Here is a 25,058-nt window from a genome sequence, read left to right as displayed (position 1 = left end):
GACGTGTGCGTGATCGGCCTGGGGTTGATCGGTGGCTCGGTGCTGCGCGCGGCATCGGCGGTCGGGCGCAAGGTGTGGGGCGCGACGGCCTCGGAGGCCGACGCCGCGGAGGCGAGCGCTGACGGCTTCGCCGCGAGCACCGACCTCGACGCGGCGCTGCGCAAGGCCGCGGAGCGGGACGCGATCGTCGTGCTGGCCGTGCCGCTGACGGGCCTGGACGAGGTGCTGCGCAAGGTGGCCGCGTGCGTGCCTCACTGTCTGCTGACCGACGTCACGAGCGTGAAATCGGCTGTGCTCTCCTCCGTGCGGCGCCTGGCGCCCGAGGCTCGCTACGTCGGGGGCCACCCGATGGCGGGCACCACCGAGTCGGGCTGGCGCGCGGGCAACGCGGCGCTGTTCGGCGGGGCGGCCTGGGTGGCGTGTCTCGAGGACGACACCGATCTCGCCGCGTGGGCCGAGGTCGCGCGGCTGGCACTCGACGTCGGCGCCCACGTCGTTCCGCTCACCGCGGCGGCGCACGACGAGGCCGTCGCGCGGGTGTCGCATCTGCCGCATCTGCTGGCGGCGGTGCTGGCCTCGGTCGGCTCGGAGGGCGGGCCGCTCGCGATGGCGCTGGCCGCCGGGTCCTACACCGACGGCACGCGCGTGGCGGGAACGCGGCCGGAACTGGTGCGGGCGATGACCGAAGGCAACCGGGAGGCGCTGTTGCCGGTGCTCGACGAGGCGCTCGGGCGGCTGGGTGCGATGCGCGGTTCGCTCGCCTCGACCGGCGGACTGGCCGCGACGATCAACGCAGGTCACCAGGGTGCGCAAACGCTTGCGCGGGCACGGGAGGTGACGCCGGCCGGGGTGCGGGTGAACCTGGAGGCGCCCGACGCGCGCGACGGTCTGCGCGCGCTGGGCGAACGCGGCGGCCGGATCACCGCGATCACCGACGACACGGCCATCGGCGAGGTCGCTTAACCACGCGCGGCCGGCCCAGCGGGCGCACAGGGCATCGGGACGGCCCACGAGACGCTGGGCCGCCCGGTTCCGGAACTCCCCGCTCTACTGCGTGTCGGGGCCGGTGCCCGTCGCGCCGGGGCCGGGTTTGTCGCCGCCGCCGGTCTGCTTGTGCAGCAGGTCCTTCGCCTTCGACGTGACGTTGTCGATCTTGTCGGAATGCTGGCCGAGCTTCGACTTGGCGAAGCCGCTCGCCTTGTCGAGGCCGCTCTCGATCTTCTCCGCGTTCTGGTCCAGCGCCTGCTGCGCCTTCTTCTTGATTTCGTCGAAGTTGATGCCCATGGCACCATCTCACCCCAAAGTCCCCGACCTCGCACCTGAAGGGCCGCCGATGCCAGGCAAGACCTACTCCTTCGAAGTGAAGCGCACGAGCACCGCCGCCCCGGAAACGCTGTTCCGCCTCGAGACCGACGGTGCTCGCTGGTCGGAGTGGGCCAAGCCGCTGATCGTGCAGTCGGCATGGGAGAAGTGGGCCAACCCGCCCGGTGGCGTCGGCGCCGTCCGGCGGGTCGGGCTGTGGCCGCTGCTGATGTTCGAAGAGACCGTCGAATACGAGCAGGACCGCCGCCACGTGTACACGTTCTCGCGCCCGGGCCCGGTCGACAACTACCGCGCCGAGGTGCTGTTCACCCCGAACGGCACCGGCGGCACGGACCTGTGCTGGCGCGGCAGCTTCACCGAGAAACTGCCCCGCACCGGTCCCGTCGCGCACAAGCTCCTGCGCGGCGCGATCCTCTTCCTGTCCGCACGGCTCGTGCGCGCGGCGGAACGCGGCTCAGCCGGCGCCTAGGCACAGAAACGGCCTGCGGAGCGGGTCCGGGGCGACGGCCTCGGCCAGTGCGTGCGCCGGCGACGTGCCGGCGGCGAGCCTGCGGTGCAGGTCGGTCATCGCCTCCGCCGCGGCGCGGTCGCCCACGCGGGCGATCGCGCCGACGACGGCCCGCGAACCGCCGGCGAGCAGGGCACCGGCGAAACCGAGCGCTTCCTCGCCCGGACGGATGTGGCTCATCGCGAGTTCGCAGGCGGCCAGCACGACGTGCTCGGGCGGCCGGTCCAGCCGCGCCGTCTCGTGGGCGAACAGCGGACCGTCGACGAGATCCAGCCGGGAGAACAACGCGTTCGCGGGCTCGTGGGCTCCGTGCGCCACCAGGTGCGCCAGCCCCGTACCGTCCAAAGCGGACAGAACAGTTCCCGAGGTGGCGTCCGCCCCGTCGACCAGTTTCGCCTGCGGGTAGACCGAACGCAGCTCCCGCACCTCGCCGATCGCGCCCGGCACCCCCGGCCCGCCGACGAGCAGCACCGGTTCGGCTGTGCGGTCGCGTGCCGCGCTGACCCAGGCCGTCGCGGACGGCGCGATCGAAATCGGGCGGCCCCGCAGCGACGGCAAAGCCGACCACGGCAAGGCGTACAACGGTCCGAACGGGACGATCACGAGTTCGCGGTCGCCGATCGCTTCGGCCAGTGGCCGCACGATCAGCTCGTCCAGCAGTTTCGCCCGTTTCTCCGCGGACGCGGTCACCGCGGCGACGAGCGGGTCGGGCAGGTGGTCCGGTGCCAGCACGTTCAGATCCGCGTGCAGCTGTTTGGTGATCTCCACGGCCTCCGCGAGCGGACCGAGGCGCAGCAGGCGGAACCGGCCGTCGCGCACCACCACGGCCGCGAGTTCGTCGCCGTGGCCCATGATGCTCACCAGCACCCGGTCGCCGAGGTGCCCGGTCACCTCCTCCGGCGGCGACACCGGGCGCGGTCTGCCCCAGGGACTGGTGTACCAGCCGAGCCTGCTCGCTTCCCGTTGCAGCTGAACGTAACGCTGCTCCAGCGCGCCGACCGGCTTGCCCTCCAACCGGTTCTGCTGGGCGGTTCGCTGCACGTTGCGCATCTCCATGATCAGCTTCGCCAGTACCGGATCGGCGATCGCCGGCAGCGGCTCGTACCGGTAGACCTGCGCGCGGGTCAGCTCCTGCCACGCCAGCAACCGCCGCGCGCCCGCGTGCCCGCGTGCCCCGTCGAGGACCAGCCCGACCGCGAGCCTGCCGAGCTCCTGGCCGTGCACCGCGGTGCCGCACAACAGGTCCAGTCCGCCCATGCGGTCCCGGACGCGGCTCAGTTCCGCCAGCCCGGCCCGCGCCTGCGCGAGTGCCGAACGTGAATTTCGTTGTGCCACCGCGAGTTCCGCGCGGCACAGGCGCAGCAGCATCACGTGGTCGACCGGAGTGGTGTGCCGCGGCCTCGGCACCTGGGCCAGCTGCTCCTCCGCCGCTTCGACCGCGCCGCGCCGCAGATGCAGCCGCACCGCGAGCAACCGCGCCGCGGCCGCCTCGTCGCGCAGTCCGAGTTCGGCGAGGTGCCCGGCGTGCTCGACCAGTTCGAGCGGCAGCCGCCGGGGCGGGCGGCGGGCACCGCTCAACGCCTCCATCGCGTTGACGCGCAGCTTGGCGAGCGCGGCGACCTCGGCCCATCTTTCGTTGCCACGCCGGAGAAAACGCCGTTGTGCGGCACCGGCGTGGCGGCGCGCGAGCTCGTAGTCGCCCTCCAGTATCGCCGCCGCCGCGCGGGCGACCTCGGCCTCGGCGACGTCCTGGATCAGCTTGTTCGCACGCAACCGGGGCAACGCCTCGTCGAGGTGCCGCGACGCCTCCTCGCCGAGACCGGCGGCGAGCAGCGCCCGCGCCTGGTCCAGCCGCACGAGCGGCAGCGAGCCAGGACCTTCGACCTCGAAGATCCGCGCCGCCTCCTCGTAGTGCCGCAGCGCCTCGGGAATGTCGCCGACGAGCAGCGCCCGGTCGCCGAGGTTGTGCCGCACCTTGCCTTCCAGATGCCTGCGGCCGTGCGCCACCGTCAGTTCGAGGCACCGGTTGAGATCGGCGAGCGCGGCGTCGGGATGGCTCATCCGCAAGTGCACGTAGGCACGGTTGAGCAAATTGACGGTGAACCGGAAGCGGTTGTCCGCGGAGTCGCGGTCCAGCTTGGGCAGGACCGCGTTGAACACCGTGAGCGCGTCCTCGAGCCTGCCGACGCGGAACAACACCACGGCACGCTGGAGTTCGGCGACCGCCTCGAGGTCGGCGCGTTCGTCGCCGGAGGGAAGCTGGGACAGCACCGCCCGTGCCGCCGCGAGATGCGCGAGACCGGCCTTGAAGGAGGTGACCTCGGCGTCGGCGGAGGCGAGGCTGATCAGGACACGCGCACGCAGGGCGAGCCATGCCGGGCGCTCGGCCCCGGCCCGGTCGAGTTCGCGCAGCGACTGGTTCAACAGCCTCGCCGCGTCCGCGGGACCGTGGTCGACGGCGGCGTTGCGGGCCCGCTGGTAGAGCCCCTCGGCCGCCGCCAGGATGCGGTCGACGCGAGAAGGATGCCCTGCCACAGGCCCTATCTGAGCACACTCTTACGCGATCGTGTGCGGCCGGTGAGTTTTACAGCACCACGGCGGGTGTGACGACGGTCCGCCGCCCTCGCGTGTCCGGTATCGACACCACGATCTGGGTGGTTCCCCTCGGCACGTCGTCGAGCACGAACCGGCCACCCTCGTCGGCGGTCGTGGCCGAGGAACCGTGTTCGGCGACGCGGACCTCTACGTCGTACCGCCCCGCGGGCACCAGCCAGCCGTCGATCCGGTGGCAGCGGCCCGTCCTGGTGAGGTTGATCATCACGGTCAGGTCGCTCACGGTGAACGTGATGGTGCCCTGGTCCACCGCGCTGCGTACGCCCGCGAGACCCGCCCGCTCCCAGCGCGCGACCTCGACGTCGAGATTCTCGAGTTCCAGCGCGAACTGGACCCGTTCGACCAGCCCTGGGGGTGGCGGATCGAACGTGGCGATGACTCGGCCGAGGTCGGCGAGCAGCGATTCGTCGTCCGGGTGGGCGCCGCCCTCCGGCGCTCCGTGTTCTCTCATGCGCTGCCCCCTTCGATGTCCAGTAGTTCACGCATCGTCTTCAGGCAGCGGCCGCGGTTGGGGCCGATGCTGCCGCGCGGTATCCGCAGCGCCTCCGCGACGATCCGGTATTCGGCGCGCCCGGCGAGCACGGTCAGCCGCAGCAGCTCCTGGCAGCGCTGCGGCAGCTGGGCGAACGCGCGCCAGATGCGCCGGTCGCGTTCGCCGCGCAGCACCTCGGCCTCGGGGGCCGGCAGGGTGCTCGGCACGGTCTCCGCCAGCTCGTCGGTCAGCGGAACCGGCGGCGCCTTGCGGCCGTGCACGCGCTGCGACTCGTGCCGCGCGGTCGTGACGAGCCAGCCCGCCAGCGCCTTGGGCTCGCGCACCTGATCGAGATGGCTGAACAGCGCCAGCCACACGGTTTGCACCACGTCCTCGGCGGCGTGCGTGTCCAGGCCCTGCCCTCTGGCCACGTTCCACACCAGCGGGGTCAGCTCGCTGACCAGCCGATTCATTCCCTGTCTGTTGCCTTCGCGCGCGGCACGCAGGCAGGCCGCGAAAAGCTCGGCGCCTGCCAGGCCCTCCCAGGGAGGATCAGCTTCCGCGGTATGGACCTCCGTCACCGCATTCGCCCCCGCTCTCAGTGGTTCTCCTCGTGTTCGGCGTTGGCAGTATCTCGCTCCTTGACAGAGGTGAGGAAGCTCGATGGCACCAGATACGTGCTTCACTCGGATGGCCCAAAGTCCGCGCCGGTCGAGGAAACGCCGGCCGACGCTCCGTGACGAAGTGCCGGCCGGCTCGCCCCCCTCAACCCAGTGACCGCTCCCCCAACGGCCACCACACCCCTTCGGATCGCAGCGCGACCCGCCGGGAGGTGGCGGCCGGCGGCCCCCTCGGCTGCCGGCCACCACCAGCTCATGTCAGACCTGCAGCTCGTCGATCTGGCCGTAGGCGTCCTCGTGGTAGGACACGGCGAGTCCGTTGGTCTTGGCCAGCAGCGCCAGCGTGGTCAGCGGGCTGCGGCCGACCTCGGAGGACGCGAGACGCCGCCAGCCGACGCCCCCGACGAACGCCCAGACACCGGGATGGGTGCTGGAGGCGAACAGCTGCGTGATCTGGCGTCCGTACACCCAGGCACCCTGTGCGGCGGGCGCTGCCGGGGCCGGAGTCGGGGCGGGCGCCGCGCCGTTGGGCGGCGGGGTGTTGGGCTCCCAGTTACCGGTCGGCGCAGCCACCGGCGGCGGCGTGTTCGGCTCCCAATTCCCGGTCGGCGCAGCCACCGGCGGCGGCGTGTTCGGCTCCCAATTCCCGGTCGGCGCAGCCACCGGCGGCGGCGTGTTCGGCTCCCAATTCCCGGTCGGCGCAGCCACCGGCGGCGGAGTGTTCGGCTCCCAGTTGCCCGTCGGCGCGACGCCTGTCGCCGCCTCCTTCGCCAGTTGCTCGGCCGCGGTGTCGAGGTCGGTTGGTTCCTGCTCGGTGTTGGTCATCGGTTCGACTCCCCTGTTCGACAGAAAGCTCAGAAAGCGGTGTGGACCATGCGAATCTCGTCGTGCTCGACATACGGAACGACGGGGTAGCCACCGGCCCGTGCGTCCGCGAGCAGTGCGAGCTGGTGCGCACCGCTCATCCCCTGCGAGAGTCTGGTCCAGCCCAGATTCTCCAGATTCGCCCACACGTCCTGCGCCCGGACGTGCAGGCCGAGCGCGCGCTGTGGCGGTAACCACGCGCGCAGTGTGGCGCCGGTGCAGCCGAGCGTGGTCGGCCTCGCCTCCGGATAGTCCTCCAGATACGCCTCCCCGTAGGCGATCCGGAAGTAGCCCCCCTCACCCCAGCCGGTCCCCCACGAGTTCTTCCCGATCCAGCACCCGTGCTCGTCGTCCCAGCCGATCAGCGCGACGCAGTGCCCGCCGCTGGTCTCCTCGGTGGTGTGCCGGTAGACGCCGCCCGCGTAGTGGAAGAAGTCGTCGTAGACCACCATGCACGCGGTCACCGGGCCGTAGCCGTAGATGTGGTGCTTGATCGCGGCCGGATCCCGGGTCAGGTCGACGATTTGCTCGGCGCGCACCAGATGGTGCCGCCAGCCCGGCTGCAGCGAGCCGCCGCCGGTGTCGTGATAGGGCCAGTAATTCTCGAACGTGACGCCTTCGGACACGCATTCGCCGAGCAGGTCGTCCGGCCACGAGCCGCTGGTGCTCGTCAGATGGTGCTCGGCGGCGTGCCCGAAGAACAGCTGCGCCTCCGACAGGTCCAGGTCGAGCCCGGCCCTGCGCCTGCTGTAGGCCGCGGTGCCCTCCAGCACCGCGATCACGCCGAACGCCGTGCAGGAACCGCATTCCCCCTGGTCCTTGACCGGCGTGACGTAGTCACCGTCGCAGGTTTCGCGCAGATCGAACGACCGCGGCAACGTGCCCGTCGGCGCGTAGGCCGCCGTGCATTTCTGCCCGGCGGTCCCGAGCGCGGCCTCGGCCATCCGGCCGGGCAGATCCGCCCTGGCCTCGACCTCGGCCGCGCTCGGGGCCGGCACCCCCAGTCGCACAGCACGCGACTCGGCCCCCAGCCTGCTGAGCACGGTCTCCCCGGCTTGCCACGGATCCCCAACCGTGGCAAGGGAATCACGAATGGCCGCGATTTCTTCCTCGCAGCTCATGCATCCTCCAAGCGGGCTACCTGTTCAGCCGACGCCAGCTATGACGCACGAGGGGGCCGCTCAGATACACACCGCTGAGGATTTTTTCGAAGAGCCTGGTCGAACGGGCGTCGATTCACCCGTTCAGAGCAAGAGAACGGCCGTTCGAGCGCCCCGGGTGGCCGGGACTACTTCCCCGTGGCGACGGACACGGCCGTCCTGATGACACTGTCGTCGGAGGCGGCGCGCAGCAGGTAGTCGGCGAGATCGGCGCGGCCGATGGTGAAACTGCCCCGCACGTTGCCCTTGGTGCTGCTGGCGATTCGTCCGCTGTGCGCCCAATTCGTCAGCCGAGGCGGGCGGACGATCGTCCAATCCAGACCGCTCACCCCCACCCGCTCTTCCATCGCGCTCATATCGGCATAACCTTCGCGAAGGACCCGGATCAGAATGGGTTTGACGATCCCGCGAGTGAAGAAACCGTCACCTTGTGTGTGCATGCCGCTGTTGCTGACCACGATCAGTCTGTGCACGCCGGCCCTTCGCATCGCGACCATGATCGCCTCCGTGCCGTCCCGGCAGATGGTCGTCGGGCCACGGCCGCGCGGACCGAGTGCCGAGATGACGACGTCCCGTCCGCTGATCGCGGATTCGATCGAGGGCGGGTCGAGCACATCGGCGGTCACCACGTCGAGCCGTGCGTGTGCGGGAACATCCAGGCGTGCCGGATCGCGGACCACCGCTGTGACCTGATGTCCCGCCGCGAGTGCCTGCCGCACGACCTCGACACCCGTTCCGCCGGTCGCCCCGAACACCGTGAGTTTCATGTCGCCTCCATCGGTTAGTGTTCACTCACCCGCTATGGTTAGTGTGTACTCACCAACCGTCAAGCGAACACTGAGAACGGACTGAGAATGGGCACGCGCGAGCGGATACTGGCCGCGGCCACGGAGATCATGCGCGAGCAGGGCTACGCGCGGGCCACGACCAAGGAGATCGCGCGTGCCGCGGGTTTCTCGGAAGCCGCGCTGTACAAGCACTTCCGGGACAAGACGGAGATCTTCCTCGGCGTGCTGTCGGAACAGCTGCCTCCGCTCGGCGTTCTCGACGGCCAAGCGGGCAAGAGCACCGTGCGGGCGAACCTGACCCGGTTCACCCGCGCCGCCGTGGACTTCTACGCCCGCAGCTTTCCGATCGCCGCCTCGGTGTTCTCCACCCGGGAACTGCTCGCCGCGCATCGCAGCGCACTCCAGGAACTGGACGCCGGTCCGCGACGCCCACTGGCCGCGCTGGCGCAGTACCTGCGCGAGGAGCAGAAGCTGGACAGACTGGCACGCTCGGCGGATGTCGACGCGATGGCCGCGCTGCTGTTCGGCGCGTGCTTCCAGCAGGCGTTCCTGCTCCACTTCGACGGGGAGGAGCCGAGTCCCGATATGCTGGACGGACTGGCGAAAAGCCTGGTCAGGACGCTTCTGAACGGCGTTCGATAGCCTGCTCGCGCCAGCGCGCCAGCAGCAGCGGCATCTCCTTGGCCAGGTACTCGAAGAAGTCGCGAGTCTCGGCCAGCCGCCTGCCGACCTCGGTCTCGGGGCCCACGGCCGCGGCGCCCTCGTCGATGGCCTGCGCCAGGTCCCGGTAGGTGCTGTCCTTCTGGCTGACGATCTCGTACCAGCCGACGTCGAAGGCGAAGTGATCCCGCCGCGCACCGGGTTCCCGGCCGCGCTGCAGGAACCCGACCTGCACGAGGTAGCGGACGGCTCCCGACACGGCGGCGGGACTGATCTGCAGGGTCTCGGCGAGCTCGGCCGCGGTGAGCCTGCCGTGTGCGCTCGCCAGTGTGGCCGCGAACACGCGGGCCGGCATCCGGCCGAGGCCCGCGTTGTTCAGCAGCACGGCGAACTTCTCCACGAAGGGCAGTGCCTCCTTCGGCACCGGGGCCGGGTCGCGCTGGGACTGAGGTCGGCTGGACATGGGTTCATTCTCCCTTAGCCGCTTGAACGCTTCACTAGATCCATACGTTTTCCTAACTTCACAACTTCATGAAATCACTGTAACTTCACGTGCATGGACAACGCCATCTCCATCTCCGGCCTGAACAAGTCGTTCGGGTCGACCAAGGCCCTCGACGGCCTTGATCTGCGAGTCGCGACTGGGGAGGTGCACGGCTTCCTCGGGCCGAACGGGTCCGGCAAGTCGACCACCATCCGCGTCCTGCTCGGTCTGCTCCACGCGGACTCCGGCAGTGTCCGCCTGCTCGGCGGTGACCCGTGGCGCGACGCCGCGGCGCTGCACCGGCGGCTCGCCTACGTGCCCGGCGACGTCAACCTGTGGCCCAACCTGTCCGGCGGCGAGGTCATCGACCTGCTCGGCAGGCTGCGCGGCGGGCTCGACCAGCGTCGCCGCAAGGAACTCATCGAACGCTTCGACCTCGACCCCACCAAGAAGGGGCGCACCTACTCCAAGGGCAACCGGCAGAAGGTGGCGATCGTCGCCGCCCTGTCGTCCGATGTGGAGATGCTCGTGCTCGACGAGCCCACCTCCGGGCTGGACCCGTTGATGGAGGCCACTTTCCAGTACGCCATCCAGGAGGAACGGGAGAAGGGCCGCACGGTACTGCTGTCCAGCCACATCCTCGCCGAGGTCGAGGCGCTGTGCGACCGGGTCAGCATCATCCGCACCGGCCGCGTCGTGGAAAGCGGGACGCTGGCCGACCTACGGCATCTGACCCGCACGTCGATCACGGCCGAACTCGCCGGCCATCCGAACGGACTGTCCACATTGGCCGATGTGCACGACCTCAAGGTCGAGGGCACGCGGGTCCGTTTCGACGTCGAGACGCACGCCCTGGACAAGGTGCTGCGGCAGCTGACCGACGTCGGTGTGCGCAGCCTGACCAGCCGGCCGCCGACGCTGGAGGAGCTGTTCCTGCGGCACTACACGGAGACGAGCGCGCGATGAACGATCTCGTCGGAACGCGGCAGCTGACCCGGCTCGCGCTGCGACGCGACCGGATCGTGCTGCCGATCTGGGTGGTCATCCTCGGTGTGCTGCCCGCGTCCACGATGGGGCTGTACGACAGCCTTTACCCGGACGCGGCCGCCCGTGCCTCGCTGACCAGGACGATGGGCGCGAACCCTTCGCTGAGCCTGCTCTACGGCCCCGCGTTCGACCTGTCCACCGCGGCCGGCTTCGTGGTGTGGCGCTATGGCAGTTTCATCGCGCTGGTGCTGGCATTCGTGTGCGTGTTCACGGTGACCAGGCACACCAGGCAGGAGGAGGACACCGGCAGGCAGGAGCTGCTGTCCTCCGCCGTCACCGGCCGTTTCGCCGGCCTCACCGCGGGCCTGACCACCGCCGGCCTCGCCGCGACGGTCACCGGGCTCATCACCGCGGTCGGCTTGTCGGCCGGAGGCGCGCCGGCGGCCGGCTCGATCGCGTTCGGGCTCGGCATCGCGCTGGCGGGCTGGTTCTTCAGCGCGGTCGCCGCGGTGGCGGCACAGCTGGCGACCTACGCGCGCACCGCGAACGGGCTCGCCTCGGCCGTCGTCGGCGCCGCCTTCCTGCTCCGCGCGATCGGCGACGCGGCGACCGACCTGCACTGGCTGTCGTGGCTCTCGCCGATCGGCTGGGTCTCGCAGGTCCGCCCGTTCGCCGGGGAACGGTGGTGGGTGCTGCTCCTGCTGTTCGCGGCGACGATCGCGTGCGCGGGCTTGGCGTACGCGCTGCTCCCGCGGCGGGACATCGGCATGGGCATCATTCCGGCGCGGCCGGGCCCGGCGGTCGCCGCGGCAGGGCTGCGCTCGTCGTTCGGGCTCGCCTGGCGGCTGCACCGGGGCCTGTTGTCCGGCTGGCTCGCCGGGTTCGCCGTGATGGGCGCGTTGTTCGGGTCGATGGCCGCCGGGATCGGCGACGTGGTCGGCGACAGCCCGCAGGCCAAGGAGATGTTCGAGCGGCTGGGTGGCGCGTCGGCGATGGTGGACGCCTTCCTCGCCGCGATCGTCTCGATCTTCGGCATGATCGCCGCGATGTACGGCGTCCAGGCGACGCTGCGGATCCGTGCGGAGGAGACCGCGGTCCGCCTGGAACCCCTGCTCGTGACCAGGGTCCGCAGGCTCGAGCTGCTGGGCAGCCACCTGGTGTTCTCACTCGCGGGCAGCGCGCTGCTGCTCGTCGTGGGCGGGACCGCGGCCGGATTACTGCACGGACTGCGTGTCAGCGACGTCAGCGGTCAGCTGCCCGCGGTGCTCGGTGCCGCGTTGGCGCAACTGCCCGCGGTCTGGGTCGTCGTCGGGCTGTCGGTGCTCATCGTCGGGCTGGTGCCGAGGTACGCGATGGCGGGCTGGTCGGTGGCCTCGCTCTCGCTCGCGCTGGCGTTGTACGGCCCGGTGCTTCAGCTTCCGCAGATCGTGCTGGACATCTCCCCGTTCACGCACATCCCGAAACTGCCGAGTGCCCACTTCACGGCCACGCCGCTGCTCTGGTTGACCGGAATCGCGCTGGTGGCACTGGCCGCAGGCATGGCAGGTTTCCGGCGCCGCGACATCGGGTAACCGCACCAGGGGGAAAGAGCCCGGGTTTGTCGGGGGACCCGGGCTCTTTTCATGCATACGCCCAGGCAGGCGCGGGTAATCGGGGCACATGAACGAGCTGATCGAGCGGATGCCCAAGCAGATCTTCCTCGCCGGCCGGTGGCGCGACGCCGCCGACGGGAGCCGGTTCGCGGTGCGGGATCCAGGCAACGAGCGGCAGCTGTGCGAGGTCGCCGACGCCCAGGACGCCGACGTGCGCGAGGCCATCGACGCCGCGGTCGCGGCGCAGCGGGAATGGGCGGCGACCGCGCCCCGCGAACGGGGCGAGATCCTGCGCCGCGCGTGGCAGCTGATGACCGACCGCGCCGAGGACCTCGCGTTGCTGATGACGCTGGAGATGGGCAAGAGCCTCGCCGAGTCGCGCGCCGAGGTGACCTACGCGGCCGAGTTCTTCCGCTGGTTCTCCGAGGAGGCCGTGCGCGTCGACGGCCGGTACGGGCGCAACCCCGCGGGCGGCGGCGGGCGGATGCTGGTGTCCAAGCATCCGGTCGGGCCGTGCGTGCTGATCACGCCGTGGAACTTCCCGCTCGCGATGGGCACGCGCAAACTCGGGCCGGCGATCGCCGCGGGCTGCACGATGATCGTCAAACCCGCACAGCTGACGCCGCTGTCGATGCTGAACCTCGCCGGGCTGCTGCGCGAAGCCGGGCTGCCCGACGGTGTGCTCAGCGTGCTGCCCGCGACCTCGGCGAGCCGTGTCGTCGGCCCGGCGCTCGCCGACGCGCGGATCCGCAAGATGTCGTTCACCGGTTCCACGGAGGTGGGCCGCAAGCTCGTCGAACAGTGCGCGCCGAACCTGCAGCGCATGTCGATGGAACTCGGCGGCAACGCGCCGTTCCTCGCGTTCGAGGACGCGTCGCTGGACGACGCGGTCAAGGGCGCCGTGACGGCGAAGATGCGCAACAACGGCGAATCCTGCGTCGCCGCGAACCGGTTCCACGTGCAGGCCTCGATCGCCGACGAGTTCGTGCGGCGGCTGACCGAGGAGATGTCATCGATGAAGGTCGGGCACGGTACCGAGGACGGGGTCAAGGTCGGCCCCCTGATCAACGCCGACCAGCGCGACAAGGTGATCGAACTGGTCGACGACGCGCTCGCCCGCGGCGCGAAGACCACGACCGGCGGCAAGGCGCTCGACGGCGACGGGTACTTCTACGCGCCGACCGTGCTCACCGACGTGCCGCCGGACGCGCGCATCCTGCACGAGGAGGTGTTCGGCCCGGTCGCCCCGGTGACCACGTTCGAAACCGAGGACGAGGCGGTGCGGCTGGCCGACGACACCGAGTTCGGGCTCGTCGCGTACCTGTTCACGCGCGACCTCGACCGCGCGGTGCGGGTCGGCGAACGGCTGGCCACCGGGATGATCGGCGTCAACACCGGGCTGGTCTCCAACGCTGCCGCGCCGTTCGGCGGGGTGAAGGCGTCCGGGTTCGGCCGTGAGGGCGGCGCCGAGGGCATCGAGGAGTACCTCGACGTGAAGTACCTGGCGCTGGCGATCAAGGAAAATTCGTAACAATTCCGGGGTTTTCCGAATCAACCGGACAAATAATTCCCCGCTTGCCCGGGGAACCCGTTTCCGCTTAGCTGCATCAGAGTGAGCATGAATTCGCCCGGAAACGCGGCAATAGCGGACATCACGCGCAAAGCGGAGGCCGCCAAGGCCCGTCTTCAGCAGTTGTCGGCCACTCTGTCCAGTCAGGACGGTGCGGCGACCGTGACCGTCAATGCCAGCGGCGCGCTGCAGAATCTCGCATTCGGGCCGAAAGCACGCGAACTGCCGCTGGAGCGGCTCGCGGCCGTCGTGCTCGCCACCGCACAGCGCGCGCAGGCGCAGGCGGCGGCCCAGATCACCGAGATCATGGCGCCGGTCGTCGGCACCGACAGCGACGCGATGCAATTCCTGCGCGAACAGTTTCCCGCGCCGGAAGCGCCCGAGGAACAACCACGCCAGCGGCCCCGCGCGCAGGATGACGGCGACGACGAAGACGGTTCCGGTCCTCTGCTGCGAAGGAGCTGGTGATGGCGGGCGGTTACGAGGTCGACCTGCAGGCACTCGCCGCGCACGCGCCCGAGGTCGACCAGGTCGCCGAACAGGTGCACCAGGCGATCGACGCGACGGGCGCGGCGCAGGGACTCGGTGACATGAACGCGTTCGGCCTGGTCGGGCAGGTCGTCGCGGCCGGTATCGAGTACTGGATTCACAGCGCGACCAGCTTCGTCAAGGGCCTCGGCGACGCCGGGCACGACCTGGCGGACAAGGTCAAGAACGCGCACGAGGCGCTGTCCGACCACGAGGACAAGTCGAAGGCGGCGCTCACCGCGATCGGGAAGGATCTCTAGCGATGACCTCCACCGAGACCGCCGAGGAGAACCCGCTCGTCGCGAAGTCCGAATCCTCCTCCGGCGTGTTCACCAACACCGGCAAGGACGGCGCCAGCGCCGTCGACAACCTGCCGGCCCAGACCGCGGGCTCCGGCCTGTTCAACGACGTCGCGACGACCGTGAAGGACTTCTCCGACGGCGACTGGGGCAACGCCGCCATGGACGTGGCCACCGACGGTCTCGACCTGCTCGGGGCCGCGATGGATCCGCTCGGCACGCTCGCCAGCGCGGGCGTCGGGTTCCTGATCGAACACATCAGCTTCCTCAAGGACGGCCTGGACAAGCTCGCCGGCAACCCGGAAGCGGTCACCGCCAAGGCGCAGACCTGGCAGAACGTCTCCGAACAGCTCACCAAGACCGCCGAGTCCTACGAGAAGTCGGCCGCGAAGACGGGCGAGTCGTACAAGGGCGGCGACGGCGCGGCCGCCTACCAGCAGACCGCGGCGGGCTACGCCGACGCGCTGCGTGGTGCCGCCGGCCACGCGAAGAGTGCCTCCACCGCGATGCAGGTGGGCGCGGCGATCGTCGGCACCGAACGCGGCCTGATCCGCGACATGATCTCCGAGTTCGTCGGCGAACTGATCGTCAAGGGTCTCGCCGCGCTGGCGACGTCGTGGTGCTCGTTCGGCGGGACGATCGCCGCGTTCATCGCCGACACCGTCGTCGAGGGCGGAATCCTCGCCGAGAAGATCAGCACCCGGATCGCGAAGATCGTCGAGCGGCTCACCGCGCTCGCGAAGAACGCGGAGAAGTCCAAGGGCGCGATCGAGGCGGCCGCCAAGGCGCTGGCCAAGATCGGCAAGACCGCCGACAAGATCGCCGACAAGAGCCTGGACGCCGCGACGAAGATCGAATCGACGGCGAACAACCTCAAGCAGGCCGGCAAGGAGGCCAAGGAAGCCGCCGAGGCCAAGAAGACGGCGCAGGAGATCCGCGAGGCGTCCGGCGAAACCAAGGAGAACCCGCTGGAGAAGAGCCTGCTCAACCTGGGCAAGTGGAGCGAAGAGGGGCACGTGACCGCGCCGAACTCCGGCGATCTCATCGCGACCGTGCTCGAAGGCAGGCGCCAGGCCAACGAGCAGGCCGACCGGTCCCGCGAAGCGGCCGAGGCCTACGAGAAAGAACACGGAGCAGGCGAGTGACCCGGTTCCGGCTCGGCAGGCAGGCCAAACTCGACCAGGTCGCGGTCGCGATCAATCTCGTCATCATCGGTGCCGGACTGGTGTTGCTCGGCTCGGTGATGGACTGGAGCGGCTGGCTCACCGTGCCGATGATCGTGCTCGGCGTACTGTTCCTGCTGATCACGGCCTTGCGGCTGGCCGGATGGCGCAACCTGGTGTGGTCGCGCGAGCTGGTCGTGGACGCCGAGGGCGTCCGATGCGAGTCACGCGGGGGCGACGGTTTCGCGGTGCGCTGGTCAGACCTGGCCGCGCTCGGCGTACATACCGACGAGGGGGTGGATCCCCGCTTCGGGCTGACGCTGATCTGCTATCCGAAAGCCCCTGAGCTGCCCGGCAGCGGCACGCTCGTTCCGCTGCGCGACAACGCCGGGCGCATGGCACGGTTGCGCCGCCGCCCGGGTATCGCGGAGGCGATCCGGGACGGGGCACCGGGCGACTGGCAGCGGCCCGCGGCGACCGGATGGGACGTGCTCGTCGCCGCACCGGAGATCGCACCGCGGGTGATCCCGCAGCCCGCACCGGGACGTCCGGTGGTCGTCAACACCGGCCTGGCCTCGGCGCGCCAGGCCTTCGTCGGGGGTGCGCTCGCGGCGTTCTTCGGGATCGTCGCGCTCGTCGGGGCCTTCAGCGCCGGCGCCCCGGCCGGAATGCGTGTCGCGGCCGGGATCATCGGCGTGCCGTTCCTGCTGGTCGCGCTGGCCATCGTGGCGAGTGTGCCGATGCTCGCGCGCAGCCGCCACGTCGTGCTCGACCCGTACGCGCTGATGTGGAGCGATCCCGGCGGGCAGTCGCGCATCCTGCCGTGGGATTCGATCTCTTCGATCACCACTCAGTCCACTGTGGTCAGAGGATCGGCGTTGTCGAACTCGCGCACCACGGCGCACCTCGTCGTGCACGCCAAGGACGGAAATCTCGACCTGGCGCTGGGCGCTCAGCTGCGCTCGGCCGAGCGCATCGCCGAGGCGGTGCAACTGTTCGCGCCGCGTCTGTGGCACGGCGCGAGCTCGCGGACCGGCCGGTTCGGCATCAAGTAGCGCGGAGACCGTCGGTGAGCACACGGCCGAGGGCGCGGCCCGGCGAGGACTGGCGGTTGATCGCCAGGTAACCGGCCAGCAGTGCGGTCAGGTCCTCGGGTTCGAGGTCCTGGCGCACCGCGCCCGCCGCCTGTGCGCGGCGGAGCAATTCCCCGAACAGGGCACGGAAATCGGTGTGCGGCGTGTGCGACAGGCTGCCGCCGGCGGATTCGAGCGCCTCGCACAGTGCCTTGTTCAGCATCGCCTGTTCGGCGACGATCTCGATGAACTCGAAGAACGCCGGTCCCGGCTCGGCCGCGGTCAGCCGTTCCCGCGCCTGCTCGCTCAGCCGTTCCACCCCGTCCAGCACGACGGCCTCGAACAGCGACTCCTTGCTGGGGAAGTGCCGGTAGACGGTGCCGGCGCCGACCCCGGCACGGCGGGCGATCTCGTCGAGCGGCACCGACAGGCCCTCGTCCGCGAACGCTTCCTGCGCGGCCGCGAGCACGCGCGCGCGGTTGCGGCGCGCGTCGGCGCGCAACGGCGGTTTCGCGGTGGGACCGTTCATCTTGCCGATTCTAGGCGCGTGGCAGCCCGGCCTCGTCGTACGCGGCGCGCGCACGAGCCACGTCGTCGAGGTTCGCCTCGGACCACCGCGCCGGCGACGCGGACAGCGGACCGAGGCTGCGGCGGTGTTCGACTGGGCGGCACGCACCGCGGCCGCGTTCAGGTGACCGGAGCCGGGCCGAACAGGCGGTCGTAGATCGAGACGAGTGCCTCGATCACGCCGGGCAGCAGAACCAGCGCGCCGATCAGGAACAGCGGCGCGATCACCAGCCGTTCGACGCGGCCGCCGGTGCGGAACCGCAGGAATCCCGGCGGCCGCAGCTCGTACCAGGTCTCGCCCGCGATCGGGATCGGGAACAGGAACGGGCAACCGGATTCGGTGAGCGCGTCGCCGAGGCAGTGCACGAAACACCCGACCGCGACGGCGAGGCCGAGCCAGCCGGTGAGCTGTGCGAGTTCACCGGCCGCGCTCGCGGTCAGCGCCCACCACGTGACGGCGCCGCCCGCGACGAGCAGCAGCCAGTCCCCCAGCGCGTCCGCGGCGAGCAACAGGCCGAACAGCACCACCCCGGCGACCACGTACCAGCCGCCCGCCCGCGTGCCCCACATCGTCAGCGCGCCGAGTCCGGCGGCGAACAGTACGGTGTGCGACATGTGCCGGTGCGTGCCCTTGCCGCGTTCGTCGCGTGGGCCTTTCGTCAGCGCGTACAGCAGCGCCGACGCTTTCCGCAGCACCCAGGACAGGGCACCGGTGACCGGGCCGAGCAGCCTCGACGCGCCCGCGCCGGGGTGATCGAGATCGGGCAGGAGCGCGAATCCCGCTGTGGTGGCGGCGAAAGCCACCGCTTGGTGGACGGTGCCGGCGCCGACCGCGGGAGCGATCGCGAGTCCGGCACACCATCCGGTCAGTGCGTGCGTACGGCCCATCATGAGGCACGATCTTGCCCGAAGAACGGAGGAAAACGGTGGAGTTGCACGACTTCTGGCGGGAACGGTTACTGAGCACACTCACCACGTCGCGCCCGGACGGATCGCCGCACGTCGTGCCGGTCGGGGTCACCGTCGACGAGAAGTTCGAGACCGCGCGGGTGATCTGTTCGCGCGGCAGTGTCAAGGCACGCAACGTGCGCGCGGCGGGCGAGGCCGGCGCGCGGGTCGCCGTGTGCCAGGTGGACCGGCGGCGTTACTCGACCCTGGAAGGTGTCGCGGTCGTCCGGGAGGACGCCGATTCCGTGCGGGACGCCGAGGAGCGATACGCCGCGCGCTACGGAAGGCAGCCGCGGCCCAACCCCGAACGCGTGGTCCTGGAAATCCGCATCGATCGCACGCTCGGAATGCGCTAGCGTCACCGGATATGGCCGGTAGCCGGTTCGACAGCCCGTTCACCGGCGGCACCACGTGGGATGTCGCCGGGCACACGGTGGTCGGCGTCATCGAACCGGCGATGATTCCGGTACTGCGCCGCGGCTCGGAGTCCGTGATCGACACCGCGACCGACCGCATCACCGGTTACGAATGGGGCGACGCCCTCGGCCCGTGGGACGGTTTCGAGTTGCGCGATCCCCTGGTGTGGCGGGCTTCGCAGCGGTCGCTGATCGACGCGTTGCGCGAGGGTGTGGCCGAGGTGGACGCCGAGCTGACGCGGTGCATCCGCGACACGCACACCGCGTTCCTCGGCGAACTGCCGGTGCTCGGCGGTCTGGTCCAGCTCGGCACGGCGGAGCAGGTCGAGGTGTGGCTGCATGCGCTCTACGACCACCACCTGCTCGCCTGCGAGATCGTCGGCAAGCCGGAAACCGAGCCCACGCTGGCACTCTGGTGCCACCACACCATGACGAAGATCAACGAGGCCGCGGAGAAGGCCCGACCGCCGAGGCGCTGATCAGCCCAGCGCCTGCCACCACGGGTCGATGGGCGGCACGTCGTCCACGTCGATCCGCTCCCCCGGCCTCGGTACGGCCAACCGCACGTCGTGCGCCTTCGCCTCGCGCCACACGCGTTCGGCGGGCTCGTTCCAGGCGTGCAGCGCGAGCCGGAACGTGGCCCAGTGCACCGGGATCAGCAGGCCGCCCTGGACGTCGAGGTGTGCCGCGACGCCCTCCTCCGGTGTCATGTGGATGTCCGGCCACGCGGGGTGGTAGGCGCCGATCTGCACGAGTGCCGCGTCGAACGGGCCGTACTTCTCGCCGATGCGGCGGTATCCGTCGAAGTAGCCGGAGTCCGCCGTGTAGAAGACGCGGCGGCGCTCGCCGGCGATGATCCACGAAGCCCACAGCGTGTTGTTGCGTGTGAAGGCGCGGCCGGAGAAGTGCTGCGCGTCGGCCGCGGTGATCCGCACGCCCGCGATCTCGGTGCTCTCGTGCCAGTCCAGCTCGATGATCCGGTCCGCGGGCACCTTCCAGCGCCGCAGGTGCGAGCCGACGCCGAGCGGCACCACGAACGGCGCCTGCTGGGTGCGGGTGAGGGTACGGATCGCGCTGACGTCGAGGTGGTCGTAGTGGTCGTGCGAAACGATGATGGCGTCGAGCCGGGGCAGCTGCTCCAGTTCGTGCGGCGGCTGGTGCATCCGGCGCGGCCCGACGAGCCGGGACGGCGACACGCGCTCGGCCCACACGGGATCGACCAGCACCCGGGTGCCGTCGAGTTCGATCAGCGACGAGGCGTGGCCGTACCAGGTGATGTGCAGGCCGGTGCCGGGACGGTCCGGACGCTGCGGAACCAGCGGCACCGGACCGCTCGGGCGGCGCTTCTGCCCGCCGAAGAGCATTTCGCGCAGCAGGCCGCGGCCGGTGTCGGCGTTCGGCGTGACCGGCGGCGCCAGGTTGCGGAAGCGGCCGTCACGGAACTGCGCTGATCGCCTCATCACCTCGAGGTCGGGCCTGCCCCCGAACGCGAACGGGATCTCCCACGCCGCAAGGGCCAGCGCGCCGAGCAACGCTGGAACCGCCCACCGGATTCTTTTCGCCATGTTTGCAAAACTACCTGCCGGACGCGGAAGTTCCCCGGGTTCGATCTAACCCAGACGGGCGAGTGGCCCGTTCGGGTCCGCGGGTGCGAGGCAGCTGAGCGGCGGATCGACCAGCGAGCACGTGGACGGGCCCTGCACCAGGCGGTAGCCCTCGGGGACGCCGCCGTGCGCGATCACCTCGCGGTAGGCGGGTACGGCGGCGGTCGGTTTCCTGGTCAGCGACGGATCGGTTAGGGCGTCCACTGTGTACAGGCCGAAGCGCGGACGGTAGCTGCCCCACTCGTAGTTGTCGGTGATGCTCCAGTAGTTGTACCCGATCACGTTCATGCCGTCGGCCTTCGCGCGCTGCACCCAGAAGATCGAGTCACGCAGCGCGGCTTCACGCGTGTAGCCGTCCTCGCGGGGTTTGCCGTTGTCGGTCGGCATCCCGTTTTCCACTATGTACAGCGGCTTTCCCGGATACCGGTCGGCGTAGTAGCGAAGGGCGTCGTAGATCCCTTCGGGCTGCAGCTTGACCTTCCACAGATCGCCGGTGCCCGCGTTGACCGCGGTGAGGTTGTCCAGGCTCGCGCCGTAGTAGTAGTCGAAGCCGATGAAGTCGACCTTGTCCCGGATCTGGTCCATCACGACGAGGTCGGTCGCGGCGTTGAATCCCGTGTAGTACGCCTGGTTGCTGGTCACCTTCGCGGTCGGATCGATGCGGTGGACCAGGTCGTAGGCCGCGCGGTGCGCGCGCACGACGTTGGCCTGCCACACGGGGATTTCGACCGGGTTTAGTGCGCCGATCCGCAGTTCCTCGGTGAGGAAGGCGACGGGCTCGTTGAACGTCACCCACAGCACCCCGAGATCGCGGTAGCGCTGCGCGATCTTCGCGGTGAAGGCCAGGAAACCGTCCACTGTGGCCGGTTTCGCGAATCCGCCCGTCCACGCCGGGTAGACCCAGTGGTTGAGCGTGATCATGGGTGTCATGCCGGCGGCGCGGATACGGTTGACCACGTCGTCGTAGTAGGCCAGCTCCCCCTCGTCCCACACGCCTGGCCGCGGTTCGACGCGCGCCCACTCGACGCTGAAGCGGAACGTGTTGACGCCCATGCCCGCGGCGAGCCGGATGTCCTCGGGGTAGCGGTGGCGGAAATCGGTGGCGTTGGCGTACGGGTCGACGCTGGTGGAGCTCGCGACGTAGCGGGACCAGTTGCTGTCGGGCGCGCTGCCCTCGGACTGGTAGCCGGCCGTGGCCACGCCCCAGTAGAACCGCTCGGCCGCGCTTGCCGGCTGGGGCGGCACGAACAGCGCGATCAGGACGACGACGAGCGCTCGGCGCAGCATGTGAAAGCGATTTACGTTTCCGGCCACGCTGCGTCAACGAGTGACCGCGAGCGGCGTTATGGAGTTAGCGTGTTTCGGTCACCAGCCACGCCAGGTACTCGACGTTACCGCCCTCGATCGGCGTCGCGATGATCTCCGGCACGTCGTAGGTGTGGTGTTCCTTGAGCAGCCCGACCAGTGCCTCGACCCGGTCCGCCGCGGTTTTCACCTCGACGCGCCATTCGGTGTCGGTCTGTACCTCACCTTCCCAGCGGTAGACGCTCGTGATGGGGCCGACGATCTGCGCACACGCACCCAGCCGCGCCTCGACCGTTTTCGCGGCGAGGTCGCGGGCCGCCTGCTCGTTGTCCGTCGTCGTGGTGACGATCACATGCATGAGGCCAGATTAGACCCAGCCGGTGCCGGGTTCGGCGGCGTTCGCGTCGGCGTCCGAACTGGCCTTGTGCGTCAACGCCCCCACCGCCTCGGCCAGTTGCGCCTGCACCTTGTCGGTGTCCTCACGCAACGTCCGCAGCGAGATGTCGATCTCGCACTTCTCCGGCCCCCGGTCCAGGACACGCAGCTCGCCGTGGTCGTCGCTGTCGCTTTCGGTGCCCCACAACAGACGGCGCGCGGATCCGTCGGCCTGTACCCAGGCTCGCTCGGTGGCCTCCGGCAGGAACTTCGGCAGGTTCGGCGCGTCCGACATGAACGCGAAGGCCTCATCGGCGGGCAGATCGGCGGTGGCCGTGTAGTGCACAGTACGCATGGCTACCTAATTAGCCTGGTTGGCCTCGCTTTAAACGGGTAATCAATCTCTCATGCGACTTGGCGTACTCGACATCGGCTCGAACTCGGCCCAGCTCCAGATCGTCGACGCCCATCCGGGTGCGCCGCCGCTGCCCGCGCTCGCGGTGAAGGAGCCGACGCGACTCGCCGAGGAGATCGAGGAATCGGGGCAGGTTTCGGAAAAGGGTGTGTCCTGCGTGGTCGACGCCGTCGACGAGACGCTCGCGGCGGCCCGAAGACACCGGGTGGAACAGCTCTTCCTGTTCGCCACCTCCGCCATCCGGGACGCCGCCAATCGCGACGACATCCTCGGCCGCATCGAGGAACGCACCGGGGTCCGGCCGCAGTACCTCACCGGTGAGGACGAAGCCCGGCTCACCTACTCCGCCGCGCACCGCTGGTACGGCTGGTCTTCCGGCCGCCTGCTGCTGCTCGACATCGGCGGCGGCTCGCTGGAGATCGCGCTCGGCCGCGACGCCGAACCCGAGCTGACGTTGTCGCTTCCGCTCGGCGCGGGCAGGCTGACCCGCCGGTTCCTGCACGACGATCCGCCGTCCCGCAAGGAGGTCAAGGAACTCCAGCGCTACGTCCGCGGCATGTTGCGGGAGGTCGCCGACCGGCTGCGCTGGGAGGGCGTGCCCGCTCGCGCGGTCGGCACGTCGAAGACCTTCAAGCAGCTCGCGCGGCTGGCGGGTGCGCCTCCACAGCGGAAGGGACCGTTCGCGAAACGCAGTCTGCGCATCGACGACCTGGACAAGTGGATACCGAAGCTCGCGGACATGCGGGCGGCCGAACGGGCCCGGCTGCGCGGCGTTTCGGCGCCGCGGGCCCGGCAGATCCTCGCCGGCGCGATCGTCGCGAAGGCCACTATGTCTACTTTGGACATCGAGGGTGTCGACATCTGCCCGTGGGCGCTGCGCGAGGGAATCATGCTGCACCACCTCGCGAGCCTGCAGATCCACCAGGAACTGATGCCGCTGCAGGCGATCAACGCGATCACCTCGTCAGAGGACGCAGCCGTGCTGCGCTCCGTGCCCGACCGCAAGAACGCCTGATGTGTTTCCCGCTCGCGGCACGGGTAGTCCGTGGGCGGGAAACGAGCGCGAGGAGGAGCCATGTCCGAGACGGTTGCGGATTTCCTGTTGGGGCGGTTGCGTGAGTGGGGTGTGGGGCAGGTTTTTGCGTATCCGGGTGATGGGATCAATGGGATTGTGACGGCGTTTGGCCGGGCGGGGAATGAGCCGCGGTTCGTGCAGGCGCGGCATGAGGAGATGGCGGCGTTCGAGGCGGTGGGGTTTGCGAAGTTCTCGGGTGAGGTGGGGGTGTGTTTGGCGACCTCGGGGCCGGGGGCGATTCATCTGTTGAACGGGTTGTATGACGCGAAGCTGGATCATGTGCCGGTGGTGGCGATCGTGGGGCAGACCGCGCGCACGGCGATGGGTGGGCATTATCAGCAGGAGGTGGATCTGCAGCCGTTGTTCAAGGATGTGGCCAGTGAGTATCTGGTCGAGGTGAATGTGGCCGAGCAGTTGCCCAACGCGCTGGATCGGGCGATGCGGACCGCGGCCGCGCGCCGCGCGCCGACGGTGGTGATCGTTCCGGCGGATCTGCAGGAGCAGGATTACAGCCCGCCCCGGCACGCGTTCAAGCATGTGCCTTCCAGTGGGCCGGGCTGGCCGCATCCGGTGGTGGTGCCGCCGGAGGATGAGCTGGCCCGGGCGGCGGAGGTGCTCAACGCGGGCAGCCGGGTGGCGATGCTGGTGGGGCAGGGTGCCCGCAACGCCGCGCGCGAGGTGAGCGAGGTCGCCGAGGTCACCGGCGCGGGGGTGGCCAAGGCGTTGTTGGGTAAGGATGTGCTGCCCGATGATCTGCCGTATGTGACCGGCGCGATCGGGTTGCTGGGTACCCGGCCCAGTTATGAGTTGATGCGTGATTGCGACACGCTGCTGATCGTGGGGTCGAGTTTTCCCTACAGCCAGTTCCTGCCGGAGTTCGGGCAGGCCCGGGCGGTGCAGATCGATCTGGACGCCTCCCTGATCGGGATGCGCTACCCCACCGAGGTCAACCTGGTCGGGGAGGCCAAGGCCACCCTGCGCGCCCTGCTGCCGATGCTGCACCCCCAGCGGGATGGCGGGTGGCGGGAGACGGTGGAGAAGAACGTGGCGGGCTGGTGGCACACGATGGAGCAGCAGGCCATGGTCCAGGCCCGCCCGGTCAACCCGATGCGGGTGGTGCACGAGCTCTCCGCGCGGATCCCCGAGGACGCGATCGTCACCGCCGACTCCGGATCCTCCACCAACTGGTATGCCCGCAACCTGCGGATGCGGGGCCGGATGCGCGGGTCGCTGTCGGGCACCCTGGCCACCATGGGCCCCGGCGTGCCCTACGCCATCGGCGCGAAGTTCGCCCACCCCGACCGGCCCGTCATCGCCCTGGAAGGCGACGGGGCGATGCAGATGAACGGCCTGGCCGAACTGCTCACCATCGTCCGCTACCAGCACCTGTGGACCGACCCCCGGCTGGTCGTGTGCGTGTTCCACAACAACGACCTCAACCAGGTCACCTGGGAACTACGCGCCATGGGCGGCGCCCCCAAATTCGAGGAATCCCAATCCCTGCCCGAGCTCTCCTACGCCGGCTTCGCCCACTCCCTCGGCCTGCACGCCATCACCGTGGACAACCCCGACCAACTCGGCCCCGCCTGGGACGAGGCCCTGACCACGGACCGGCCCACCCTGCTCGACGTGCACTGCGACCCCGAAAC

At 70.0% G+C, this 25,058-nt stretch carries 28 protein-coding genes; 14 read left to right on the top strand and 14 right to left on the bottom strand.

Going from position 1 to position 25,058, the window contains the following annotated elements; translation table 11 throughout:
• Positions 1-9 precede the first annotated feature (9 nt).
• Entirely contained in the window at positions 10-963 is a 954-nt protein-coding gene (locus tag HFP15_RS18900; RefSeq protein ID WP_168517698.1) for a prephenate dehydrogenase, read from the top strand.
• Positions 964-1,047: 84 nt separating this feature from the next.
• On the opposite strand, the gene HFP15_RS18895 is transcribed toward HFP15_RS18900, so the two are convergent.
• Entirely contained in the window at positions 1,048-1,284 is a 237-nt protein-coding gene (locus HFP15_RS18895; protein ID WP_168517423.1) for an antitoxin, read from the bottom strand.
• Positions 1,285-1,333: 49 nt separating this feature from the next.
• On the opposite strand from HFP15_RS18895, the gene HFP15_RS18890 reads away from it, so the two are divergent.
• A complete protein-coding gene (locus HFP15_RS18890) occupies positions 1,334-1,792 on the top strand; it encodes an SRPBCC family protein (RefSeq protein WP_168517421.1) in 459 nt (152 codons plus the stop codon).
• Here the strand turns inward: HFP15_RS18890 and HFP15_RS18885 are convergent.
• The 6 genes from HFP15_RS18885 to HFP15_RS18860 all read right to left on the bottom strand — a co-directional run bounded on the left by HFP15_RS18885 (position 1,778) and on the right by HFP15_RS18860 (position 8,327).
• Positions 1,778-4,366: a CHAT domain-containing protein gene (locus HFP15_RS18885; RefSeq protein ID WP_168517419.1), complete on the bottom strand. Its 2,589-nt coding sequence runs from the start codon at positions 4,364-4,366 to the stop codon at positions 1,778-1,780. The two genes, HFP15_RS18890 and HFP15_RS18885, sit on opposite strands and share 15 nt — an antisense overlap.
• 49 nt (positions 4,367-4,415) lie before the next feature.
• Positions 4,416-4,895 (bottom strand): carboxypeptidase regulatory-like domain-containing protein, encoded by a 480-nt coding sequence (locus tag HFP15_RS18880; protein WP_168517417.1) that lies wholly within the window; start codon positions 4,893-4,895, stop codon positions 4,416-4,418.
• On the bottom strand, positions 4,892-5,497 hold the full coding sequence (locus HFP15_RS18875) for an RNA polymerase sigma factor (RefSeq protein WP_168517415.1): 606 nt from the start codon (positions 5,495-5,497) through the stop codon (positions 4,892-4,894). The genes HFP15_RS18880 and HFP15_RS18875 overlap by 4 nt, the downstream gene beginning before the upstream one ends.
• Positions 5,498-5,794: 297 nt before the next feature.
• Positions 5,795-6,361 (bottom strand): hypothetical protein, encoded by a 567-nt coding sequence (locus HFP15_RS18870; protein ID WP_168517413.1) that lies wholly within the window; start codon positions 6,359-6,361, stop codon positions 5,795-5,797.
• A 29-nt stretch (positions 6,362-6,390) separates the two neighbouring features.
• A complete protein-coding gene (locus HFP15_RS18865) occupies positions 6,391-7,521 on the bottom strand; it encodes a C1 family peptidase (RefSeq protein ID WP_168517411.1) in 1,131 nt (376 codons plus the stop codon).
• Between the two features lie 167 nt (positions 7,522-7,688).
• Positions 7,689-8,327, bottom strand: coding sequence for an NAD(P)-dependent oxidoreductase (locus tag HFP15_RS18860; RefSeq protein WP_168517409.1), 639 nt, complete (start codon positions 8,325-8,327; stop codon positions 7,689-7,691).
• Positions 8,328-8,414: 87 nt separating this feature from the next.
• On the opposite strand from HFP15_RS18860, the gene HFP15_RS18855 reads away from it, so the two are divergent.
• Entirely contained in the window at positions 8,415-8,990 is a 576-nt protein-coding gene (locus tag HFP15_RS18855; RefSeq protein WP_168517407.1) for a TetR/AcrR family transcriptional regulator, read from the top strand.
• Here the strand turns inward: HFP15_RS18855 and HFP15_RS18850 are convergent.
• The gene (locus tag HFP15_RS18850) at positions 8,962-9,471 is read right to left on the bottom strand and encodes a GbsR/MarR family transcriptional regulator (RefSeq protein WP_168517405.1); all 510 of its coding nucleotides are present in this window, start codon (positions 9,469-9,471) and stop codon (positions 8,962-8,964) included. The two genes, HFP15_RS18855 and HFP15_RS18850, sit on opposite strands and share 29 nt — an antisense overlap.
• A gap of 93 nt (positions 9,472-9,564) precedes the next feature.
• Here HFP15_RS18850 and HFP15_RS18845 point away from each other — a divergent pair, with 93 nt between their 5' ends.
• The 7 genes from HFP15_RS18845 to HFP15_RS18815 all read left to right on the top strand — a co-directional run bounded on the left by HFP15_RS18845 (position 9,565) and on the right by HFP15_RS18815 (position 16,686).
• Positions 9,565-10,458: an ABC transporter ATP-binding protein gene (locus HFP15_RS18845; RefSeq protein WP_168517402.1), complete on the top strand. Its 894-nt coding sequence runs from the start codon at positions 9,565-9,567 to the stop codon at positions 10,456-10,458.
• Complete coding sequence (locus HFP15_RS18840; RefSeq protein ID WP_168517400.1) at positions 10,455-12,050, top strand: ABC transporter permease; 1,596 nt, start codon at positions 10,455-10,457, stop codon at positions 12,048-12,050. The genes HFP15_RS18845 and HFP15_RS18840 overlap by 4 nt, the downstream gene beginning before the upstream one ends.
• Positions 12,051-12,138: 88 nt before the next feature.
• A complete protein-coding gene (locus tag HFP15_RS18835; protein WP_168517398.1) occupies positions 12,139-13,602 on the top strand; it encodes an NAD-dependent succinate-semialdehyde dehydrogenase in 1,464 nt (487 codons plus the stop codon).
• Between the two features lie 87 nt (positions 13,603-13,689).
• A complete protein-coding gene (locus HFP15_RS18830) occupies positions 13,690-14,109 on the top strand; it encodes a YbaB/EbfC family nucleoid-associated protein (RefSeq protein WP_168517396.1) in 420 nt (139 codons plus the stop codon).
• Positions 14,109-14,429, top strand: a complete 321-nt coding sequence (locus HFP15_RS18825) for a type VII secretion target (protein ID WP_168517394.1) — start codon at positions 14,109-14,111, stop codon at positions 14,427-14,429. The genes HFP15_RS18830 and HFP15_RS18825 overlap by 1 nt, the downstream gene beginning before the upstream one ends.
• 2 nt (positions 14,430-14,431) lie before the next feature.
• Positions 14,432-15,613 (top strand): hypothetical protein, encoded by a 1,182-nt coding sequence (locus HFP15_RS18820; RefSeq protein ID WP_168517392.1) that lies wholly within the window; start codon positions 14,432-14,434, stop codon positions 15,611-15,613.
• On the top strand, positions 15,610-16,686 hold the full coding sequence (locus HFP15_RS18815) for a hypothetical protein (protein WP_168517390.1): 1,077 nt from the start codon (positions 15,610-15,612) through the stop codon (positions 16,684-16,686). The genes HFP15_RS18820 and HFP15_RS18815 overlap by 4 nt, the downstream gene beginning before the upstream one ends.
• Here the strand turns inward: HFP15_RS18815 and HFP15_RS18810 are convergent.
• The gene (locus HFP15_RS18810; RefSeq protein ID WP_168517388.1) at positions 16,679-17,233 is read right to left on the bottom strand and encodes a TetR/AcrR family transcriptional regulator; all 555 of its coding nucleotides are present in this window, start codon (positions 17,231-17,233) and stop codon (positions 16,679-16,681) included. The two genes, HFP15_RS18815 and HFP15_RS18810, sit on opposite strands and share 8 nt — an antisense overlap.
• Positions 17,234-17,391: 158 nt before the next feature.
• On the bottom strand, positions 17,392-18,159 hold the full coding sequence (locus HFP15_RS18805; protein ID WP_168517696.1) for a metal-dependent hydrolase: 768 nt from the start codon (positions 18,157-18,159) through the stop codon (positions 17,392-17,394).
• Positions 18,160-18,197: 38 nt separating this feature from the next.
• Between HFP15_RS18805 and HFP15_RS18800 the strand changes: the two genes are divergently transcribed.
• Together HFP15_RS18800 and HFP15_RS18795 are read left to right on the top strand one after the other, a co-directional pair.
• The gene (locus HFP15_RS18800; RefSeq protein WP_312871645.1) at positions 18,198-18,575 is read left to right on the top strand and encodes a PPOX class F420-dependent oxidoreductase; all 378 of its coding nucleotides are present in this window, start codon (positions 18,198-18,200) and stop codon (positions 18,573-18,575) included.
• 11 nt (positions 18,576-18,586) lie between these two features.
• Positions 18,587-19,114: a hypothetical protein gene (locus tag HFP15_RS18795; RefSeq protein WP_168517386.1), complete on the top strand. Its 528-nt coding sequence runs from the start codon at positions 18,587-18,589 to the stop codon at positions 19,112-19,114.
• Here HFP15_RS18795 and HFP15_RS18790 read toward each other — a convergent pair whose 3' ends face one another.
• From HFP15_RS18790 to HFP15_RS18775, 4 genes are all read right to left on the bottom strand, one after another.
• Positions 19,115-20,200 (bottom strand): MBL fold metallo-hydrolase, encoded by a 1,086-nt coding sequence (locus HFP15_RS18790; protein WP_168517384.1) that lies wholly within the window; start codon positions 20,198-20,200, stop codon positions 19,115-19,117.
• Positions 20,201-20,245: 45 nt separating this feature from the next.
• Positions 20,246-21,526, bottom strand: coding sequence for a glycoside hydrolase family 1 protein (locus HFP15_RS18785; RefSeq protein ID WP_168517382.1), 1,281 nt, complete (start codon positions 21,524-21,526; stop codon positions 20,246-20,248).
• A 64-nt stretch (positions 21,527-21,590) separates the two neighbouring features.
• On the bottom strand, positions 21,591-21,902 hold the full coding sequence (gene cutA / locus HFP15_RS18780) for a divalent-cation tolerance protein CutA (RefSeq protein WP_168517380.1): 312 nt from the start codon (positions 21,900-21,902) through the stop codon (positions 21,591-21,593).
• Positions 21,903-21,911: 9 nt separating this feature from the next.
• Positions 21,912-22,274 carry an SRPBCC family protein gene (locus tag HFP15_RS18775; RefSeq protein WP_168517377.1) on the bottom strand — a complete coding sequence of 121 codons (363 nt, stop codon included), beginning with the start codon at positions 22,272-22,274 and terminating at the stop codon, positions 21,912-21,914.
• 52 nt (positions 22,275-22,326) lie between these two features.
• Here HFP15_RS18775 and HFP15_RS18770 point away from each other — a divergent pair, with 52 nt between their 5' ends.
• Both HFP15_RS18770 and HFP15_RS18765 read left to right on the top strand, forming a co-directional pair.
• A complete protein-coding gene (locus HFP15_RS18770) occupies positions 22,327-23,349 on the top strand; it encodes a Ppx/GppA family phosphatase (protein ID WP_168517375.1) in 1,023 nt (340 codons plus the stop codon).
• A gap of 60 nt (positions 23,350-23,409) precedes the next feature.
• Positions 23,410-25,058, top strand: a 1,649-nt coding sequence (locus HFP15_RS18765; RefSeq protein ID WP_168517373.1) for a thiamine pyrophosphate-requiring protein, incomplete at its 3' end; no start/stop codon positions are given.

Source organism: Amycolatopsis acididurans, assembly GCF_012328925.1.
Lineage (GTDB): Bacteria > Actinomycetota > Actinomycetes > Mycobacteriales > Pseudonocardiaceae > Amycolatopsis_E > Amycolatopsis_E acididurans.
Note: the sequence above shows the minus strand (reverse complement) of the source record. Positions and strands in the feature narration are given on the sequence as shown.